This window comes from Faecalibacterium sp. Marseille-P9590 (genome assembly GCF_017377665.1).
GTDB lineage: Bacteria > Bacillota > Clostridia > Oscillospirales > Ruminococcaceae > Faecalibacterium.
Genome location: NZ_JAFREF010000006.1, coordinates 25,206 through 44,303, shown reverse-complemented (window position 1 = coordinate 44,303; position 19,098 = coordinate 25,206). Strand labels below are relative to the sequence as shown.

Genomic DNA, 19,098 nt, shown 5'->3' with positions numbered 1-19,098 from the left:
GACAAGCGCTGCGTTTTTGTGCTATTATTACTTCAAATTTGAATGATACAATTTTGAATCACAAGGAGGCGTCCCATGAATACCCCGGGCATCGAATTCGGGCGGAAGACCTCGGCGGCTTACGCCGCCCTCTGCAAGCCCCTGTGCCAGAAGCTCCATCTGCCCCAGACGGCTTTTGACATCCTGATGTTCCTCGCCAACAACCCCGGCTACCAGACCGCCAGCGACGTGGTAGAGGTGCGCAAACTGAAAGCAAACCTTGTCTCGGTGAACGTAGACCGTCTGGTGCAGGAGGGCTACCTCGTCCGCGAGGCTGACCCCGGCGACCGCCGCCGCACCCTGCTGCGCTGCACCGAAAAAGCCTGCCCTATCATCGAGCAGGGCCGGGCCTTGCAGGAGGAATTTGGCGCACGTCTGCTGGAGCACACCAATGAAGCACAGCGAAAGGCGTTCTTCGAGACGATGGACATCATGAATAAGAATCTGGACGCCATTCTGGAAGGAGAAGCATGAACATTTTATTTACGATCTTAGTCACCTTTTTCGCCGGTATGGGCGCGGGCCTCGGCACCGGCTTTGCAGGCCTGAGCGCGGCGGCTGTCATCAGCCCCATGCTCATCACTTTCCTGCACATGGACCCCTATATGGCCGTGGGCATCGCCCTCTCGTCGGATGTGCTGGCCAGCGCCGTCTCGGCCTACACCTACCATAAAAACAAGAACCTCGACATCAAAAACGGCCTCATCATGATGGTGAGCGTGCTGGTGTTCACGGTGGTGGGCAGCTGGGTGGCCAGCCTGCTCCCCTCGGCCACGATGGGCAGTTTCTCGGTGTTCATGACCTTCCTGCTGGGCATCAAGTTCATCGTCCGGCCCGTCATGACCACCAAAGAGGCCATGCAGGGCGTCAGCGCAAAGAAGCGGGCCATCCAGTCCATCGTCTGCGGCGTCCTCATCGGCTTCATCTGCGGCTTTATCGGCGCAGGCGGCGGCATGATGATGCTCCTCATCCTCACCAGCGTCCTCGGCTACGAGCTGAAAACAGCTGTGGGTACCAGCGTGTTCATCATGACCTTCACGGCCCTGACCGGAGCCGTCAGCCATTTCGCCATCGGCGGTGCGCCGGTCTGGCACGTCTGGGCGCTCTGCGTCGTCTTCACCCTGCTGTGGGCGCGCATCGCGGCGGTCTTTGCCAATAAGGCCGACGCCAAGACCCTCAACCGCGCCACCGGCATCATCCTCGTCATCCTCGGCGTGGTGGTCATGGGCTTCAACTGGCTCAGCTGACCGTATCCGGACAAAAAGAAATGCCTGTGCGGCAGATGCTGCACAGGCATTTTTAATGTTCTTTTAACGGACGAACTCGACCTCAACGTCGCCGTTTTTGGTGGCGAGGCTCAGCTTGTTGGGGGCATCTGCATTCTGCTGCAGAGTGTCCTTGCCGAAGAAGAGGAAGTTCTTGTCGCTGGCGTCGGAGACGCGAATCTTGCCGCCGCCTGCGGCCAGCTCAAAGCCGTAAGAGCTGCCGCTGCCGATCACAGAGCCGGTGATGCTGCCGTTCTGCACCTTGGCGTTGCAGACGTTAGCAGAGATGTTTTCCAGCTTGAGGGTGCCGCTGTTCTGGATGGTGGCAGCCACATTCTGGGAGGTGACGCCGCTCATGGTGATCTTGCCGTTGCGGGTGGTGCCGCTCAGGGTGGAACCGTTGAAGTTCGATACCTCGATGCGGCCATTGTCGGTGGTAAGGCTGGCGGTCTGTGCCGAAACGCCGTCTAGCGTGATGCTGTCGTTGGTGGTGCTGACGGTGATGTTTGCCAGCGTCTGGCGGGGTACCTGCAGCGTCAGGGTGCAGCTGCGGGTGTCCTCACTCTGGATGATGAGGGAAGCGTTGGGCTCCCGGGTCTTGGTCACGGTGAGGGTGCTGCCCGCCACCGTGAAGTCGTAGAGCTTGGAGCTTTCAAAGGCGTAGCTCGAGGTGTAGGTGTAATCGGCGCGGATGTGGTCGATGTCGGCGGCCTGCAGAATGACCGCAGCGCTGTTGTCCTGCACCACGATGGCGTTGATGCCGGCCGGTGCGTCATAGCTGGCGCTGTAAGTGGCCACAGATGCCGCCGCGCCGCAGAAGAATGCAGCCGCCGTGACAGCTGTCAGAAGAGCGAGAAGAAACTTTTTCATAAGGAAAACCTCCTGTCGCAATAAAATAGATGAGCGGAATGTCCCGCAGAAGATTTTACTATATCCGTCCGGGCCGCAGCTGCGGCCCGGATAGAATTTCTCACCCTAAAAATACCGCAGCAGAGAAAAAAAGTCAAGAGAGAAAAAATGAACAATAAAAAACGCCTGCACAGTGGTGCAGGCGCAAAAGCAGGATAAATTATTTTTCTTCGATGGTGGAGTGCTCGATGACATAGTCGGCAGCGCGGCGGATGCCCTCGTTGCGGCGGATGGCCTCCACGTTGGACGCAGCCTTGACTTCCTCGAGGGTCTTCTTGGTGCGCTCAGCGCGCTCGGACAGGGTCTTGTCGATGTCCTCCTCAGTGGGGACGAGGTTCTCGTTCTGAGCGATCTGCAGCAGGGCCATCCGGGCGCGGGTGTTCTTCTCCGCAGCGGTGCGGACAGCGGCAGTGAAGCTCTCGCGGGTCTGATGGATCTGGCTCAGGTAGCGGTCAAGGCTCAGGCGCTGCATCTGCAGCTGCTGCTGGATCTGCTCCATCTCCTGCTGATAGGCACTCTCGACGAGAACGCTGGGCAGCTCGCCCTCAGCGGCTGCGGCCAGCTGGGTGAGGATGGCGTCCTTGGCGCGGTTGAGCGCAGCGGCGTGTTTGTTGTCGTGGAGCTGCTGACGGATCTGGGCGCGGAACTCGTCCATGGTGTCCACATTGGCAGCCTTCTTGGCAAAATCGCTGTTCAGTGCGGGCAGCTGGCGGACGCAGACGTCGTGCAGCTTGATTTTGAAGACCACGGGCTTGCCGGCCAAGTCCTTGACGTGGTAGCGTGCCGGGAAGGTGACGAAGATGTCGAACTCCTCGCCGCCCTTGTGGCCGAGGATGCCTTCCTCGAAGCCGGGGATCATCCGGCCGCTGCCCAGCTGCAGGGTCTGGTTCTGGGCGGCGCCGCCGTTGAAGGGCTTGCCTTCCAGCAGGCCCTCGTAGTCGATGTGGACGATGTTGCCCTTGACGGCCGGACCCTTGTGAGGCACCAGCTCAGCGGCCATGGCGCGGCGGCGCTCCAGCACAGCGTCGATCTCCTTGTCGGTGACTTCCGGGGTGACGCACTCGGTCTTGAAGCCGGTGGTCTGGGTCAGGTTCAGCTCGGGCTGCAGGGCGGTGGTGGCAGTGGCCACAAAGCCCTCGTCCTTCTTCACGCTGACCAGGTCGTAGACCGGCTCGTCCACAGCGTGGAAGCCATGTTCTGCCATCGCTGCGTCGTACAGGGCCGGGACATCCTTGTCCATCAAATCGTTGATGGCGTCGTACCAGAAGGTGTGCTCGCCGCGGTCGGCCTCGATCTGGGAGCGGTCAGCCTCGCCCTTGGCAAAGCCCTTGATGGTGTACGTTGCGCGGGTGCGCTCGTACACGGCGTTGGACGCAGCTTCCAGCTCCTCAGCCGAAGCGCTGAAAGTCATTTTGCAGACACTCTTTTCGGGAGTTTCCACGCTTACCAGTTTCATAGGTTCTACCCTCCGTGCTGCCCCCTGAAAGGGCAAGATTCAAAACATTATGAAGTTATTATAGCACAATAAGCTCAAAAGCGGTATAATAAAAAGAAAGAAAATCTGTTCTTTTGTCAGCGAATGGAGTCCCGGGCGCTGCAAAACGGAAGGAAGTGTATACCTCATGCGTCTGTTCGACGTTCTCGGGCCGGTGATGATCGGCCCCTCCTCCAGCCATACGGCGGGTGCAGCCCGCATTGGATATACGGCTCAGAAGCTGCTGGGTGATGTCCCCGCCGAGGCGGACATTGGGCTCTACGGCAGCTTTGCCACCACAGGCCGGGGCCACGGCACCGACCGTGCGCTGGTGGCGGGCCTGCTGGGCCTCCGCCCGGACGACCCCCGCCTGCCCGACAGCTTCGCGCTGGCCGAGGAGGCCGGCATGAAGTTCACCATCCATCCGGTGGAGCTCCGTGCCGCCCACCCGAATACGGCGGTGCTTACCTTAAAGAGTAAGGCGGGCCGGATCCTCGTCCTGAAGGCGGCCTCTGTGGGCGGCGGACGCATCCGCGTGACTGAAATCGACGGTGTGCCTGCCGACTTTGGCGGGGACAGCAACACCCTTATCATCCATAATGAGGACACCCCCGGCTGCATCGCCGAGGTCACTATGTCGCTGGCCCAGCGCCGCATCAATATCGCGTCCATGCAGGTGTTCCGCGCCGCGACGGGCGGCTACGCCGTTATGGTGCTGGAATGCGACTCCCACATCCCCCACGTGCTGGAACAGCAGATGGCCGTGATGCCGGGCATCCGCAAAGTTACCTGCCTGAACATCGACGAGCCGGAAGAATGCGAGGAGGGCTGAGAAGTGTCGTTTTTATCCTGTGAAGAGATGCTGGCCGCTGCCCGCAGCCAGAATATTTCCCTTTCGGAGGCAATCCTCCGCAGCGATTTAGCCGAGAGCCGCCTCACCGAGGCCCACAGCCGGGAGATGATGCACCACCTCTGGCAGGTAATGCAGGCCACCAGCCGGGACTATGACCCGGCCCAGCGCAGCCGAAGCGGCCTTTCAGGCGGCGATGCGGCCAAGGTGGAGCAGGCCCATCAAGAAGGAAAGAGCCTTGGCGGCGATTACCTCGCCGCAGTGACTGCCGAAGCTCTCAAGACTGCCGAGTGCAACGCCTGCATGAAGCGCATCGTCGCTGCCCCCACGGCGGGCAGCTGCGGCGTCCTGCCTGCTGTTCTGCTGCCGCTGGCCCGCAGCGGCGAGGCCGACGAAGAGTCCATTTGCGACGCCCTCTATGTCGCCGCCGGGTTCGGTCAGGTCATCGCGGCCCGCGCCACTCTCGCGGGCGCGGAGGGCGGCTGTCAGGCCGAGGTGGGCGCTGCCAGCGCGATGGCCGCCGCCGCTCTCTGCCACCTCAAGGGCGGCGCGCCTGAGCAGTGCGCCGCTGCCGCCGCAATGGCTCTGGGCAACCTGCTGGGCCTCGTCTGCGACCCCGTGGCCGGCCTCGTGGAAGTTCCCTGCGTCAAGCGGAATGTCGTTGGCGCGGTGAACGCCGTCTCCTGTGCGAATATGGCCCTTGCCGGGGTGGATTACGCCATCCCCTGTGATGAGGTCATCGACGCCATGGGCCGCGTGGGCAGCCTACTCTCCCCCGACCTCCGCGAGACCGGTCAGGGCGGTCTTGCCGCCACGCCCACCGGCGTCCGCATCGCCCAGACCCTCGCAGAGCAGGGCTGATGCATAGAAAATAAAAGAAAAGTGGATGAAAAGACGTTCTTTTTCAGGGATCTCAAAAATATTTCCGAAAAAGTGTTGACAAAACCCCGGTTCGGTGATAAAATACATCATGTTCCGAACGGAACGTATGCGTTGGTAGCTCAGCTGGATAGAGTGACTGACTACGAATCAGTAGGCCGGGGGTTCGAGTCCCTTCCATCGCACCAGAAAATGCCGTGAAATCGAAAGATTTCATGGCTTTTTTGTTTTTCTGGCAGAGTCTGCACACTTTTGCACATCTCCTGCACACTTTACAAAAAAGCCATGTTATCTTTGCATCGCTTGCACAGCGTGTATTTCGCTGCACAAAAAAGAATCTTTTACGCGAAGAGCACCCGTGTCAGCTCGCGGCGCTCCTCTGCGTCCATCTGCCGGATGGCTTCAAGGATCATTTTACCCGTGATTTTTGTTGCCACCGGCGTTTTGTTTTCCGGGGGTTCCTGCGGCTTTGCACCTGCTACGTCCTGCGAGTAGAAGTCGGCTTCGATCTTCTCGGTCAACTCCAACCGGGGCTTGTCCTGCGTGTGAGCGTAGGTGTCCATCAGGACAGATGCCGTTGCATGACCTGTGTTGCCCTGCACCGACTTGAAGTCACCGCCAGACTGCAACAGCTGGTAGGTGGCACTGGAGTGGCGCAGACCGTGGAACACGATCTTCTCAAACTCCGGGTGCTCTGCCCGCCACATACGATACCACTTTGTCAGAACGTCCGGGGCAATGGGTAAGCCGTCTGGTAAGCGGAACAGCTGACCGCAGTTGCTGTACTTTTCCGGGGCGCTCTGCTCGTCCTGCTTCATCTTTTCCAGCCATGCCAGAAGCTCCTCTTTCAAGGGCTTGGTCATGTACAGGATGCGGTTGGACTTTTTGGTCTTAGTCCGCTTGAGGATCAGCGAGGACTTGCTCCCCTCCCGTCTGTCCGGGAAGGTGTGGTAGATCTGGGTGGGGTCGATCTTGGACAAGGCGACCTTGTCGGCACGCTGCAGGGCTTTGTTCACCGAGATGGTTCCCCGTCCGTCTGCTGCATCAAAGTCGAGGTCTCCCGGCTGCAAGCCGAGGATCTCGCCCTCACGGAGCGAGAGAATCATGCTCATGTGCACCGCCAGATGCAGAGCGGGGTTCTCGATGGTCTGCAGCGCCGCCAACATGGTGCGCTCATCCCAGATGGTGCGTTCTTCGGTGTTGATCTTGGGGGCTTCACGGGGAGTAGGCGATTTGTGGATCAGATCCCAGTCAACGGCGTACGAAAAGGCGGTCTTCAGGAGCGTGTGGACTTCGTGAATGGACGTGCTGGATAACAGCCGTTTCTTCTGATTTTCCGTCAGCTCCTGCTTCTCGCCGTGAACGTACTGGCCGCAGGGGGTCTGGCTCAGGGTGGCGTAGAACTGCTCAATGTCGTAGGTGCGGAGGTCTTGCACCTTCCGCTTTCCGATATACGGCACGATGAGGTTCTGCACCATCGCCACAGATTGGGTGTAGGTCTTGGGAGACCACTTGTGTTTGCTGGACTGAATGGGGATCCACTTGTACAGCATCTCCTCGACCGTCATGGTGTCGGGCACGAGGAAGGTGCCATCCAGCAGTTCCTTCTCCACCGTGATCTTGCGCTCCTGCGCTTCGGCCTTGGTCTTGAAGGTTTCCCAGCCCTTGCAGGGCTTGCCAGCATGATCTTTGTAGTTGTATCGGACGGAATACGTGTTGCCACGTTTCATAATAGATGCCATAGATGTTCCCTCCCTCAGACCGCTGCAAACCAATCATCGAAGCTCTGCTTGCTTACCCGGATGCTGGTACCGAGGCGGATCACCTTGAAGTCTTTCGTGGTGTTGCACAGATTGTACGCAGCACGGTTGGAGATCGCCAACAGTTGGGCGATCTCCTCCACCCGGTAAACGAGCGGGGCGTGTCGGACGGTTTTGCTGGTCTGGTCAGAAGGTTCTACGGCAGGGGTTTCGGACAATTTCATTGTAGGGGATTCGGGCGCGATTTTCAAGTCCTCACGGGTCAGTTTGGCGGAATTTTTGCGGACATTCGTCATAGGCATGTCTCCTTTGCACTTCTCCAGACCCGGTGCAGCTCCGGTTGAGCTGCACCCTTGTGGGTCGGTAAATATGTAAGGGCCTGCCGCTCCTGACCCGAAGCAGCAGCCCCAAAAAGTGCGAGAACTTGAATTTACGCGCCCCACGCGCCCCAAACCACACAAAAGTACCTTCCTGTGCTGATTTTACAGGGCGCATGGCTGAATTGTATGCGCCCTCTTGGGGCGCATCTTGCCTTCTCTCCCGCCCTGCATCCGCCCGGAAAGGGCAGATACGCGCCCGGAGAAAACAACGATAACAGGTAAAAACAAATGCTTTGGGGCGCGTAGGGCGCGAGAATTTCACTTTTCGTGTGTTTTATGCCGCAGCAAAGGCGGGGTGGACGCATACGCCCCGGAAGCCGCGATACTTTCCCTCGATGTGCTTGGAAAAGGTCAGGCCATACTTCCCCGCATTTTTCAGCAGGAACTGGCTGAACTTCTTTTGCGGAACAGGCGATTCCAGATTATCCTCGCACCACTTGGTGTAGGCGCGGTAGAGATAGGTGGAGCGTTCCTCGGTGTCGGGCTTGAAGCGGACATACGCACTGGCCTGCATGAACTGGGTCAGGTTGTCGCTGTCCGCCATGGCTGCTTCAAGGTTCTGGATGGAGCGCTCGCTGATGGTAAACTGATAGCGGTTCGCCAGCAGACGGTGCAGCCCCTCCAGCATCCACAGCAGGATGCCGGGACGCTCCTCGGACAACTCTTCGATGAGGAAGGGGTTATCCACCCGGGCAGGGTCACGGTCTTTCACCGTGATGAGGATCTGTCTGCGCCAGAAGCCGTCGCTGTCATCGTGAGCGGCCACAAGGTTGCCATTGCCGAAGCAGATGAAACGAACGTACAGCAGACCTTGGACAGCCTGCTTGTTCTTTCGCTCGATGCACAAACGGTCCTCGGCGGTGACGATGGACTTGATGTTCCGTGTTTCGGGCAAAGCCACCATGTTCAGGTCGTCATCGACCATGACCAGCTTGTACTCCAGATTTGCACTGGCAAAGCGGTTCGTTTCGATGCGGAGGATGGATTCGGAGTGAGAGGCTTCCCCGAACAGCTTCTTCAGCAGCAAGCCGATGCGGGACTTCCCCTCGCCGCCCTTGCCGGTCATGACCAGCATCTTCTGCGCCTTGGTAGACGGGATCAGAAGATAGCCAAGGTATTCCTGCAAGGTCAGAATGTCCTCCGGGATCAGCAGACCGTCCAGAAATTCCAGCCACTTGGTCGGTGCGGGGGCATCGGGCTGGTATTCCACGGGGAGCCGGTTCAGGCAGAGTTCCTTTTCCGGCACAAATCCCTGCTCGTCCAGAAAGTAGGTTCCGTTCTGGAGATGGATGCGGTCAAGCTGGGGTTTCCATTCAGGGGTATAGGTTTCGATACGGAGTGCGTCCAGAACCTGCTTTTCCTTCTTGGCAAGGTTGTCGAGCACAAAGTCACGGAGGTCGCTGTGGACTTCGTAGAGCAGTGCGTCCTCGTCTACCTCGCCGTTCTGGTCGAACAGCTTCTGTTTCAGGCACATCATGGGGTGTTTCTCTAAAAGGTACTGGCAGTAAGCGGTTTCACGCACTTTGCCCTTGCTGTCTACCCAAGGGCATTCGCATTCTTCCTCTTCTTCCAGTTCGTCCTCATCACGCCAATCTTCGTTCCTCTTTTTCCAGTCGCTCATGCAATCCCTCCCAATACTTCCGTAGCTCGTTTTCGGTCTGCGGGTCCGGGAGCACCGAACAGTCCAGATAATATTCAACGATGTCAAGGTTCTTTATCGCTTCAAGGAAGCAGGGGTGAAGTTCTTCTGTGGGTGACTGCGGTGCGTATCGGACCCGCCAACGCTGCAGACAGCGGTAATAGTCCAGCAGCTGCTGCCGGACGGTGGGCGGTCTGCGGGGAGCAAGCCGCACCTTGCCGTCGGCAAGTGCCATGCCGAAATCGTTCTTCAACTTTTCCACAGCCTTATAGGGAGAAAGTTGAAAAAATCTGCCGACAAAATCGATCACATCGCCATCCGCCTGACAGGCGAAACAGTGGAAACGGCTATCCACCTTCATGCTGGGGTGCTTATCCCCGTGGAAGGGACAGCACATCATACCGTTCCGGTTTACGGCGAAGCCGTATAGCTCCGCTGCCTGCCGGGTCGAGATGGCGTTCTTTACGTCCGAAAAGACAGAGGTGCTACCCTCCGTCCCAATGGTTGGGGTACAGGCGAAAGGACGAAGCCCGGTGAGGGGCGTGGGTGAGGTTGGGTTTATTCACACATCGATCCGTCAGAGTGTTGTTCATTTGACCTCCTGCTGCGGTACGGCGTGGCTGCGCTCTTCCTTGCGGAAGAAGGCTTCCACGTTTTGTTGTGCGGTGCGGAGTTCACGCAGTTCGATCTGCGCTTTCTTGTAGCGGGTGTAGAAACCGTTTTTCTCCGAGGAAAGGGTCTGATATTCGGCATCCAGCTTTTTGAGGTCCGGCAGTGTCCTGAGCCCGTTGGCCTTGAAATAGGCGCAAGCGGCCTCGTACACAGCAAACTCTGCACGGTGCTGCTCCTTGAACTTGGCGGGATTCCGCACAGTCTGGAGCTTCTGTGCAAGAGGTTTGTACTGCCGATAGACCACAAGATGCCCGCGCAGCTCCTTGAGGGAGACCATGCGGGCATCCAGATCTTTGACCACCGCCAGTGCATCGTCGTGCTGGGTTTGCAGTTCGGCAATGCGCTGGTGCAGGGCATCTTCGCTGAGCAGCTTCTTCTCCTGCAAGAGACACAAGGTCTGCGACCAGCGTTTGAGGTTGAACTTTTTCGCCCAACGCTCATAGCCGATGCCCTTGCCCGCAGCAACGTTCGCCTGAATGTCAACCAGTTTCCTGATCTTATCCGGCTTCTGTTCGCTGCTGGGCTGGATGATGGCGGCAAGCTGGATGTTCTGGGAGAGGGCGGTCAGCACCTGCTCCTTTTCCAGCTTCTTGCTCAGCTTCTTGGCGGTGATGAACTTTGTCCGGCCGGGCGGGCAGTAGCTCAACCGGCCTCGGCTCTCCTTCACGGCGATGCCGTGTTCCTGTATGAGCAATGCAGAAAATTCCTCGAAGGTGGTGGTCTTGTTCAGCACGGAGTAGATCTGCTTTCGCAGTTTGTCCAGTTCGGTCTGATAGACGGTCTGGGTGGGCTGCTGCCCTTCGGCGGCAAGTTTGGCGTTGGCATGGTCGAGACGGCGTTGTCCGCGCCGCTGCGCCCAATACTCGCGTTCCGAAACATGGTCGCCTTGGGCTTCCAGCAGATTGATCTGATTCAGATCGGCTTGCTCGCACATCTCCATGACAGCGACACGGAGGTGCCGGAGCATGGCAGAGGTGCAGCGGTGCTTCTTGCCCGCTTCCCAGTCGCACGGCTTGTCCATGAAGGGCTGCCGTTCCACGGTGCGGACACGCAAGCTGCCGATGACGATGTGGACGTGGATGTTCCCTGCACTGTTGTGACCGTCCGGGTGGGTGCAGACGATGGCGGGATGACCGGGGAAGTTGTCCTTGCAGAACTGCAAGCCAAGGGCTTGCGCCCATTCCATGGTCAGGCCGTTCTCTACTGCGTCCTTCGGGTCGAAGCTCACAATGTAGTGATGGGTCTTCACGTCCTCCCGCCCGCCGTTCTTGCCGTACTTGCGATTGGCAATCAGGCAGGCCATAGCAAACGAGGATTCGCCGCACTCAAGGGTGTCGAGCAGGTACGAATCCCGCAGCTTGGGTCTGCCCTTCTCGTCCAGAATGGGCAGACCGGTGTATTCGTTGTGCTGAAAGGTGAGATAGCTTTCGGCGGCGGCATAGTTAGAGTTCTTCGAGCTTAAATGCTTGATGGTTGCCATACAGTTCACCAACCGTTTCTTCGGCTTTCAGCCGAAAGTTCGTGAGTGCGGACAGTTCCTCCAGAATTTGCGCCCGGAGCTGCTCGGTGTCTTTGCCGCCGGAGTTGAAGTGCCGTGCAAGCTGGTTGAGGTTGCTTCCCACCTTGCTGCACTGGGCAGACAAGGCGGCAAGCGCCGCCAGTGCATCCTCGCCGCCCTGCGCCACCACAACGGTGTGCTTGACATTCACGCCGTACAGGACGCGGCGGACGAGTTCGGACTGGGTGAGGTGGAGTTCTTTGCAGGCGTATGCGATCCGCAGTTTTTCTTCTGCGGTCACTCTGACCTTGATGATGTGTGTCTTTCGTTTTCGCGGCGTGTCATTGCGGTTCTTCTTTGCGTGTACGTTCGGACTTTTCATTTCAGCCATATTCGACCTCCTGTGAAAATGATAAATGCCCGCTCCGGGATGGAGAGGGCTATGTAATGCGACACGCCGCTTTCGCACCAACGGTGCGAAGCTAGAGCAGGGTTTGGGGAAGGCACTCCCCAACAAGGATGACTGAGTGGACAGCAATTTTTCAAGCATTGAAAATTTGTGGCCACAGGTCGATACTTGCTTTCGCCCTTTCCGTGCAGCACTGAAAATTTCAGAAGTCGAACCGCAATGCACGTTGAAAATTTTGCAGAGCAAAACGTGTGAAAAGGGCAAAGCCCCTGCTCATGGTCACCGTTCACACCGAACGCAGTTCCTGCCCCTGTTTTGCAGCGGCGTTGTCCGGCTCGCTCACAGAAAGTGTGAGGTCATGGCACAGTATCTCGTTCAGACGGCTTATGTAAGATTCAAGGTACAATATGAAGAAAGCCGGACGCAGTGCGGACACTACAACCTGCTTCTTTCAAGCACAAGAATAACACTTTGCGGTTGTGTAGTCAACAACCGAAAACAAATTTTGGAAGATTGAACAACTACATAAGATTTTATTTGTGAAAAAGAAAAATACCGCCCACGCAGCGCAGCGATGATTTTGTCGGATGAAGTAAGCGGCAAAATAGATCGGGTGTGTTGCGGGGCGGTAAAAATCTTCATGGGGAATAAATCCTCGCCGTTCTGTACTTTTCTACAAAATTGGTGGGATTTGCGATAAAAGGTATCATGGATTGCAGCGAGCGTCAAGATGGTTTTGCAAATTTTATTGCAGTAAAGCAGTGATAGTAGGACTTATGAAGCTGATTGAATACTTCTTTTATGGCATTGCGCGGTGTTGCTTTTGGATTCTTCCCGGCAGGGCACTGGAAAATGGGGTGCCCTGTGCAGCACGGGGCACATCCGTCACCTCGCACAAAAAAGAGATTGCAGGTTTTACTTGACAATTCGCGGAATATGCACTATCATAACCATGAGATGAATATAATGTTTATAACGATATACTCAATTTGAGGGTGAGGTATTCCATGGCGATCAATGATAGTGCTGTCGTCCCACTTTACCAGCAGGTAAAGGATGATATTCGTGCCGCGATCGAGAGCGGCAAGTACAAAACCAACGAGAAGATCCCTCCGGAGCCGGAACTGAGTGCAGAATACTCGGTCAGCCGCATCACGGTGCGTCGTGCCGTGGAAGAGCTGTGCGCCGAAGGGTATCTGGTCAAAATGCAGGGGCGGGGCACCTTTGTCAGTAAGCCCCGCATCCATCGTAAGTTTACCAGCGGCAGAGGTATTGCCAGCTTTACGGAGACCTGCAAAGAAAACGGCATGGTGCCGGGTGCACGGCTGTTGAACCGTCAGATCGTGCCGGTGCGTAAGGATGAAGAAGCCTTCTTCCATGTGGGTTCGGATGCGCTGCTCATCTATATCCAGCGTCTGCGCACCGCCGATGGTCAGCCGATATTTCTGGAGAATCTGTTCCTGCCTTACGAGCCATACAAGAGCCTGATGAGCGAGAACCTCAATGATGTTTCCATGTTTGAGGCCATTGAGAACATCTCCGGGCTGCACCCTGCAACCACTGCCCGTCAGCGCATTGAGGCAGTGCGAGCCACAGCAGAACAGGCACAGCTGCTCAACCTTTCGCTGGGAGAGCCGCTGCTGTATCTGAACGTCTACTTCCATGACCAATATGACCACCCCCTGTGCATCGGGCGGCAGTATTACATTGGAAACCGGTATATGTTTGAATTTTAAGGACAGTATTCTGTCCCCTAAGAGCGTCTCTTCCCTGCGGAAGAGACGCTCTTTTTGTCGTTCCAAGGAGAATTGTTGGTGAAACTGCTAAAATATAGAGGAAATGCTTTGTGCACGTCACCAAAGCTGAGATTATTTTAACAAAACCTCTTGACGTCTGCGTGAAATGTGGTACTATGTACATGACGATTATGACGTCTATGACGAGTAAGACGATACAGACGCCGAAGAGATGAAGGAAACACAAGAAAGGTCGTGGATGCGTATGAACCGAATCATTCTTGCTTCGCACGGAGGGCTGTCTGCCGGAATGAAGGACACCGTGCAGATGATCCTTGGCGAGTTGCCGAACCTTTATGCCATTGCCACCCTGCGGGATGAGACCGAGCCCATCACGGTGGCGGCACGCCGGCTGCTGGATGGCTTTGCAGCAGAGGATGCTGTGTACATCGTGACCGATGTGATGGGCGGCAGCGTGAACAACGAGATGCTGACCCTGCTGCCGGAGTATCCGGCTGTGCACCTGATCTGCGGCATGAACGCTTCTCTGGTGCTGACCCTTGCTTCCAACGACGAAGCCCTGACACAGGACGAACTGGCCGAGTGCATTGCAGATGCCAAGGCGCAGATTATTGATTGCAACCTGCTGCTGAAAAACGCAGCCCAAGATGAGGAGGATGACCTATGATCAAATTAGTACGTCTGGACTACCGTCTGCTGCACGGTCAGGTGGTATTCTCGTGGACCGGCCATGTGGGCGCACAGCGCATCATCGTGGTGGACGATGACGCCGCCAACGACGAGATGAAAAAGTCCGCCCTGCTGCTGAGCAAGCCTGCCGGTGTCCGGGTGAACATCTTCACGGTGGACAAGGCCGTCGCCAAGATGCCCAAGGTGGAGCAGCTGGACGAGAAGATCATGATGATCTTCGGCAACACTGCTGCCCTGCTCAAGTTCTGTCAGGCATACCCCAAGATCAAAGAGATCAACTACGGCGCTGTGGCTAACAAGCCCGGCTCCAAGGCCTTTGACCAGTCGGTGTTCCTGACCCCGGAGGAGCAGGCAGACACCCAGAAGCTGCTGGATATGGGCATTAAGATCTACAGCCAGCAGACCCCCACCTTTAAGGTAGTACCCATCGATCACACCTGATCGTAAGGAGATAAGAAGGAGGAATTGACCCATGTTTGTTACCGCACTGCTTCTGGGTCTGGTTGGCGTGTTCTGCATTCTGGACTCGCGCATTCTGGGCCGCATGAACTTCGAGCGTCCGCTCATCACCTGCACCATCGTCGGTGCGCTGCTGGGTGATCTGCAGACCGGCCTGACCCTTGGCGCATCCATCGAGCTGATGAGCCTTGGCATCGTGAACATCGGCGCAGCCGCACCCCCGGACATGAACATGGCTGCCATCATCTGCGCAGCCTTTGCCATCCTGACCGATGCGTCTGCCGAGACTGCACTGGCACTGGCCATTCCCATCGCTGTTCTGGGCCAGATGCTGGGCGTGCTGATGCGCACCATCCTGTCCAACCTGACCCACGTTGCCGATCAGGCCATTCAGGAAGGCAAGTTCCGCAAGGCATGGAGCATGCACATCGTCTGGGGCACCGTGCTGTACAGCCTGATGTACTTCATCCCCATCTTCCTGTCCGTCTACTTCGGCACCGATCTGGTGCAGAAGATCGTGGCTTTCATCCCTGCATGGCTGACCGATGGTCTGAACCTCGGCAGTAAGTTCCTTACCGCTTACGGTATTGCCCTGCTGCTGTCCACCATGCTCAACCGCGATCTGACCGTCTACTTCCTGCTGGGCTTCTTCTTTGTGGGCTATCTGGGTCTGGATGTCACCGCTGTGGCCATCTTCGCTGCAATTCTGGCTGTGATCCTGACCGGCCTGAAGTATGGCAAGGGCGCACCCGCCGCAGCCACTGCCGGTGCAGCCGCTGCCAATCCGGACTACGACCCGCTGGAAGATGACGACGATCTTTGATAGGAGGAAGCTGAAATGAGCAACGCAACCAAGACTGCAAAGCGCAGCGACTTCAAGAAATACTTCCAGTTCATGTGGCGCTCCCTGAACATTCAGGCCTCCTGGAACTACGAACGTCAGATGAACATGGGCTTTTTGTACGGCATCGCTCCCACGCTGGACGAGCTGTATCCCAACGAGAACGACCCCGAGCAGCTGGCGCACAAAAAGGAAGCCTACGAGCGCGAGATGGCGTTCTACAACTGCACCCCGCAGACCAGTGCCTTTACGCTGGGTCTGGCTGCCTCCATGGAGGAGCAGTACGCCGCCGACCGTGAGAACTTCAACCCGGAGACCATCAATGCCGTCAAGACCTCGCTGATGGGCCCCCTGTCCGGTGTGGGCGACTCCTTCTTCCAGGGCACTGTCCGCCTGATCGCGTTTGGTCTGGGCATCTCTCTGGCACAGCAGGGCAGCGTTCTGGGCCCCATTCTGGCCATGATCATCTCCATCGTCCCCTCTGTGCTGGTCACATGGTTTGCCGGTAAGCTGGGCTACACCATGGGCAGCAAGTACCTGACCAAGCTCAACGGCGGCATGATGGACAAGCTGATGTACGTCTGCGGCATCGTGGGCCTGATGGTCATCGGTGCCATGGTGGCAAGCATGGTGGGTCTGACCACCCCCATCACCTTCGCAAGCACCGGTCTGGTGCTGCAGGATGTGCTGAACAGCATTCTGCCGAACCTTCTGAACCTTGGCATCGTGATGCTGATGTACACCCTGATCCGCAAAAAGGTCAAGACCGGCTGGCTGCTGGGCATCTGCATCGTGGGCGGTGTTGCCATCAACGCCCTTGGTCTGTTGGTGTAACCGGGACTCCGGCTTACATAGATATCCGTACGCCTGTAATTTGTGATTCATCAGTACAAAAGAAAAAAATTTGGAGGATTGCATTATGTATAACATCGATCTGGCAAACGTCAAGTCCATCGTGGCAGACATCGTGGCAAAGCACAACGTGGAGAACGTGGCCTTTGTTGGCTGCGGCGCTTCCAAGGCAGAGCTGTACCCCGCAAAGTACTTCCTGTCCAACTGCAGCAAGAAGCTGCGTGTGGCACACTACACCGCCAATGAGTTCAACTACGATACCCCCGATTGGCTGGGCGACACCACCGTGGTCATCACCGCTTCTCTGGGCGGCAGCACCCCTGAGACCGTCAAGGCCAACAGCGTGGCAAAGGCTGCCGGTGCAACCGTTGTCAGCGTTACCCACGCTGCCGGTTCTGCCCTGACCAAGGAAGCTGACTACACCATCGTCCACGGCTTTGAGGCAAACTACGCCGCCAAGCTGGAAAAGATGGGCTACGTTCTGGCACTGGCTGTGGAGATCCTGCAGCAGGTGGAAGGCTTCGACAAGTACGACAAGATGATCGAGGGCCTGACCAACGTGTTCGAGGCTGCCGAGAACGCTGCCAACTCTGCCCGCAAGTCTGCCAAGGAGTTCGCTGAGAAGTACAAGGACGCTCCCGTCGTCTACGTCATGTCCAGCGGTGCTTCCATGGAGGTTGCTTACTCCACCTCCATCTGCCTGATGATGGAGATGCAGTGGGTCAACTCCGGCTCCTTCCACAGCGGTGAGTTCTTCCACGGCCCCTTTGAGATCGTGGATAAGGACGTGCCCTTCATCCTGCTGATGAACGATGGCAAGACCCGTCCCGTGGATGCCCGCGCACTGACCTTCCTGCACCGCTTCGATGCTCTGACCACCGTTGTGGATGCAAAGGATTACGGTCTGGGCAATGCTGTGGACAGCAGCGTCATCACCTACTTCAACCCGCTGATGCACACCGCTGTGTTCCGCGTCTATGCTGAGGAGCTGTCCTACGTCCGTCAGCATCCGCTGACCCTGCGCCGCTATATGTGGAAGCTGGAGTACTAAGCGTTCAACCGGGATCAATAGACCCATGCTTGGGGGGAGGGGCTTGCCCCTCCCCCTTTTTTGATGAAGAGGGAAATGAAGAATGATTGAAGCAGTGATTTTTGATATGGATGGGGTGCTGGCGGATACGGAATATTACTACGAGAACCGCCGCAAAAACTTTCTGCTGGAAAACGGCATCCCCATCCCGGAGGGCAACTTCATCGGCTCCAACGAAAAAGCCATCTGGGAGGCCCTTGTTCCCAACGACCCTGTGCGCCGTCAGGAGATGCTGATGGCTTACCGGGAGTACCGCAAGGCTCGCCCCACCCCCTACGGCAAGCTTACCGACCCGCAGGCAGAGCCGCTGATGAATGCGCTGCGCGGCCGTGGGCTGAAGGTGGCGGTGGCGTCCTCCAGCGCAGCACCGGATATCATGAAGATGCTCACGGAGGGCGGTCTGAAAGCGATGGTGGATTTTGCCTTCAGCGGCGAGGACTGTGCCGCCCATAAGCCCGCGCCGGACATCTATCTCAAGGCGCTGACGGCACTGGGATTGACGGCAGATAAGGCCATTGCGGTGGAGGATTCTCCCACAGGCATAGCCTCCGCAAAGGCGGCAGGCCTGAAGGTGCTGGCGCTGAAGCCCCGCCACGGCGAGCCGCTGGACCAGTCCGCCGCAGACTGCATCATCACCCGGCTGATGGATGTAAAGGAGCATCTGGACTGAGATGGAAGCACTTAAGGAGAACCTTTGCAGAAGGATGGCCCCCGCCCAACTGTGGAAGGACGCGCGCTTTTTTCTGCTGCTGAATCTGGGACTTATCATCCTTGCAGTAGCGCTGAACTTTTACTGGGCCCCCAACCACTTTGTATTTGGCGGCACCACTGGCCTTTCCATTGTTCTGGCCACCTGCTTTCCGGCTCTGAGCGTCAGCACCTTTATGTGGATCACCAATGCGGTGCTGGATGTGCTGGGCTGCATTTTTCTGGGCATAAAGACCATGGGCTGGACGCTGTACTCCTCCTTCATGCTCAGCTTTTATTCCAGCGTGTGCGAAAAGCTGTTTCCTATGACCCAGCCTTTGACGGATGATACCCTGCTGGAACTGTGCTTTGCGGTGCTGCTGTCGGCCATCGCCAGCGGCATTGTGTTCAACATCGGGGCATCCACCGGCGGCACCGAGATCGTGGCGATGATCTTACACAAGTACATCAAGGTGGAGATCGGCCGTGCCCTGCTGCTCAGCGATATCGGCATTGTACTGTTTGCGGCTTACCTCTACGGCCCGCAGACCGGGATGTACTGCGGGCTGGGACTCATCGGGCGCAGCACCATCGTGGATACCGCCATCGAGAGCCTGAACCTCCGCAAGGTGTGTACGGTCATCACCTCAAGGCCGGAGTCCATCCGGCGTTTCGTTACGGAAACATTGGGGCGCACAGCGACCCAGCAGGACGCCACCGGCGTGTACACCGGCGAGCCCCGCACCATGATCATGGTGGCGCTGACCCGGCGGCAGGCAGGGCTGCTGCGGGATTTCCTGCGCAGGGAGGACCCAGAGGCTTTTCTGACCATCGTCAACTCCAGCGAGATCATCGGCAAGGGATTCCAGTCGGTCTGAAAACGCAGAATGCCCGCCCACCTGTGGAAAACCACGGTGGGCGGGCATCATTTACATGGTAAATGGCTAT

22 protein-coding genes and 1 tRNA gene are annotated in these 19,098 nt (G+C 57.4%); 15 read left to right on the top strand and 8 right to left on the bottom strand.

Features of this window, described 5'->3' with window-relative positions; all coding sequences use genetic code 11:
- Nucleotides 1–75 precede the first annotated feature (75 nt).
- Both J3349_RS08565 and J3349_RS08560 read left to right on the top strand, forming a co-directional pair.
- Nucleotides 76–513 carry a MarR family winged helix-turn-helix transcriptional regulator gene (locus tag J3349_RS08565; RefSeq protein WP_207677118.1) on the top strand — a complete coding sequence of 146 codons (438 nt, stop codon included), beginning with the start codon at nucleotides 76–78 and terminating at the stop codon, nucleotides 511–513.
- On the top strand, nucleotides 510–1,286 hold the full coding sequence (locus J3349_RS08560; RefSeq protein ID WP_207677117.1) for a sulfite exporter TauE/SafE family protein: 777 nt from the start codon (nucleotides 510–512) through the stop codon (nucleotides 1,284–1,286). Before J3349_RS08565 ends, J3349_RS08560 begins: the two co-directional genes overlap by 4 nt.
- A 63-nt stretch (nucleotides 1,287–1,349) precedes the next feature.
- Here the strand turns inward: J3349_RS08560 and J3349_RS08555 are convergent, their stop codons facing one another.
- Both J3349_RS08555 and tig read right to left on the bottom strand, forming a co-directional pair.
- A complete protein-coding gene (locus tag J3349_RS08555; protein ID WP_207677116.1) occupies nucleotides 1,350–2,174 on the bottom strand; it encodes a DUF4097 family beta strand repeat-containing protein in 825 nt (274 codons plus the stop codon).
- A gap of 199 nt (nucleotides 2,175–2,373) precedes the next feature.
- Entirely contained in the window at nucleotides 2,374–3,669 is a 1,296-nt protein-coding gene (gene tig, locus J3349_RS08550; RefSeq protein WP_207677115.1) for a trigger factor, read from the bottom strand.
- A 166-nt stretch (nucleotides 3,670–3,835) separates the two neighbouring features.
- Between tig and sdaAB the strand changes: the two genes are divergently transcribed.
- The 3 genes from sdaAB to J3349_RS08535 all read left to right on the top strand — a co-directional run bounded on the left by sdaAB (nucleotide 3,836) and on the right by J3349_RS08535 (nucleotide 5,604).
- The gene (gene sdaAB, locus J3349_RS08545) at nucleotides 3,836–4,519 is read left to right on the top strand and encodes an L-serine ammonia-lyase, iron-sulfur-dependent subunit beta (protein WP_158403194.1); all 684 of its coding nucleotides are present in this window, start codon (nucleotides 3,836–3,838) and stop codon (nucleotides 4,517–4,519) included.
- Between the two features lie 3 nt (nucleotides 4,520–4,522).
- Nucleotides 4,523–5,398, top strand: a complete 876-nt coding sequence (sdaAA, locus tag J3349_RS08540) for an L-serine ammonia-lyase, iron-sulfur-dependent, subunit alpha (protein ID WP_174235880.1) — start codon at nucleotides 4,523–4,525, stop codon at nucleotides 5,396–5,398.
- A gap of 129 nt (nucleotides 5,399–5,527) precedes the next feature.
- A tRNA-Arg gene (locus J3349_RS08535) sits at nucleotides 5,528–5,604 on the top strand.
- 153 nt (nucleotides 5,605–5,757) lie between these two features.
- Here J3349_RS08535 and J3349_RS08530 read toward each other — a convergent pair.
- From J3349_RS08530 to mobC, 6 genes are all read right to left on the bottom strand, one after another.
- Complete coding sequence (locus tag J3349_RS08530) at nucleotides 5,758–7,158, bottom strand: site-specific integrase (RefSeq protein WP_207677114.1); 1,401 nt, start codon at nucleotides 7,156–7,158, stop codon at nucleotides 5,758–5,760.
- A 14-nt stretch (nucleotides 7,159–7,172) separates the two neighbouring features.
- Nucleotides 7,173–7,478, bottom strand: coding sequence for a helix-turn-helix domain-containing protein (locus tag J3349_RS08525; protein ID WP_006735272.1), 306 nt, complete (start codon nucleotides 7,476–7,478; stop codon nucleotides 7,173–7,175).
- A gap of 352 nt (nucleotides 7,479–7,830) precedes the next feature.
- The gene (locus J3349_RS08520; protein WP_207677113.1) at nucleotides 7,831–9,177 is read right to left on the bottom strand and encodes a phage/plasmid primase, P4 family; all 1,347 of its coding nucleotides are present in this window, start codon (nucleotides 9,175–9,177) and stop codon (nucleotides 7,831–7,833) included.
- On the bottom strand, nucleotides 9,140–9,595 hold the full coding sequence (locus J3349_RS08515) for a CHC2 zinc finger domain-containing protein (RefSeq protein ID WP_207677112.1): 456 nt from the start codon (nucleotides 9,593–9,595) through the stop codon (nucleotides 9,140–9,142). Before J3349_RS08515 ends, J3349_RS08520 begins: the two co-directional genes overlap by 38 nt.
- Before the next feature lie 189 nt (nucleotides 9,596–9,784).
- Nucleotides 9,785–11,347: a relaxase/mobilization nuclease domain-containing protein gene (locus J3349_RS08510; protein WP_207677111.1), complete on the bottom strand. Its 1,563-nt coding sequence runs from the start codon at nucleotides 11,345–11,347 to the stop codon at nucleotides 9,785–9,787.
- The gene (mobC, locus tag J3349_RS08505) at nucleotides 11,310–11,756 is read right to left on the bottom strand and encodes a plasmid mobilization relaxosome protein MobC (RefSeq protein ID WP_117528361.1); all 447 of its coding nucleotides are present in this window, start codon (nucleotides 11,754–11,756) and stop codon (nucleotides 11,310–11,312) included. The genes J3349_RS08510 and mobC overlap by 38 nt, the downstream gene beginning before the upstream one ends.
- A gap of 136 nt (nucleotides 11,757–11,892) precedes the next feature.
- Here mobC and J3349_RS08500 point away from each other — a divergent pair, with 136 nt between their 5' ends.
- The 10 genes from J3349_RS08500 to J3349_RS08455 all read left to right on the top strand — a co-directional run bounded on the left by J3349_RS08500 (nucleotide 11,893) and on the right by J3349_RS08455 (nucleotide 19,028).
- Entirely contained in the window at nucleotides 11,893–12,291 is a 399-nt protein-coding gene (locus J3349_RS08500; protein ID WP_207677110.1) for a hypothetical protein, read from the top strand.
- Between the two features lie 259 nt (nucleotides 12,292–12,550).
- On the top strand, nucleotides 12,551–12,697 hold the full coding sequence (locus tag J3349_RS08495; protein ID WP_207677109.1) for a hypothetical protein: 147 nt from the start codon (nucleotides 12,551–12,553) through the stop codon (nucleotides 12,695–12,697).
- Nucleotides 12,698–12,781: 84 nt separating this feature from the next.
- Entirely contained in the window at nucleotides 12,782–13,510 is a 729-nt protein-coding gene (locus J3349_RS08490) for a GntR family transcriptional regulator (protein ID WP_207677108.1), read from the top strand.
- Between the two features lie 265 nt (nucleotides 13,511–13,775).
- A complete protein-coding gene (locus J3349_RS08485) occupies nucleotides 13,776–14,198 on the top strand; it encodes a PTS fructose transporter subunit IIA (RefSeq protein WP_207677107.1) in 423 nt (140 codons plus the stop codon).
- Entirely contained in the window at nucleotides 14,195–14,662 is a 468-nt protein-coding gene (locus J3349_RS08480; protein WP_207677106.1) for a PTS sugar transporter subunit IIB, read from the top strand. Before J3349_RS08485 ends, J3349_RS08480 begins: the two co-directional genes overlap by 4 nt.
- Before the next feature lie 31 nt (nucleotides 14,663–14,693).
- The gene (locus J3349_RS08475) at nucleotides 14,694–15,503 is read left to right on the top strand and encodes a PTS sugar transporter subunit IIC (RefSeq protein WP_207677105.1); all 810 of its coding nucleotides are present in this window, start codon (nucleotides 14,694–14,696) and stop codon (nucleotides 15,501–15,503) included.
- A 15-nt stretch (nucleotides 15,504–15,518) separates the two neighbouring features.
- A complete protein-coding gene (locus J3349_RS08470) occupies nucleotides 15,519–16,355 on the top strand; it encodes a PTS system mannose/fructose/sorbose family transporter subunit IID (protein WP_055186627.1) in 837 nt (278 codons plus the stop codon).
- A gap of 85 nt (nucleotides 16,356–16,440) precedes the next feature.
- A complete protein-coding gene (locus tag J3349_RS08465; RefSeq protein WP_097773855.1) occupies nucleotides 16,441–17,424 on the top strand; it encodes an SIS domain-containing protein in 984 nt (327 codons plus the stop codon).
- Nucleotides 17,425–17,506: 82 nt separating this feature from the next.
- Nucleotides 17,507–18,133, top strand: a complete 627-nt coding sequence (locus J3349_RS08460; protein WP_207677104.1) for an HAD family phosphatase — start codon at nucleotides 17,507–17,509, stop codon at nucleotides 18,131–18,133.
- Nucleotide 18,134: 1 nt separating this feature from the next.
- Complete coding sequence (locus J3349_RS08455; RefSeq protein WP_207677103.1) at nucleotides 18,135–19,028, top strand: YitT family protein; 894 nt, start codon at nucleotides 18,135–18,137, stop codon at nucleotides 19,026–19,028.
- Nucleotides 19,029–19,098 lie beyond the last annotated feature (70 nt).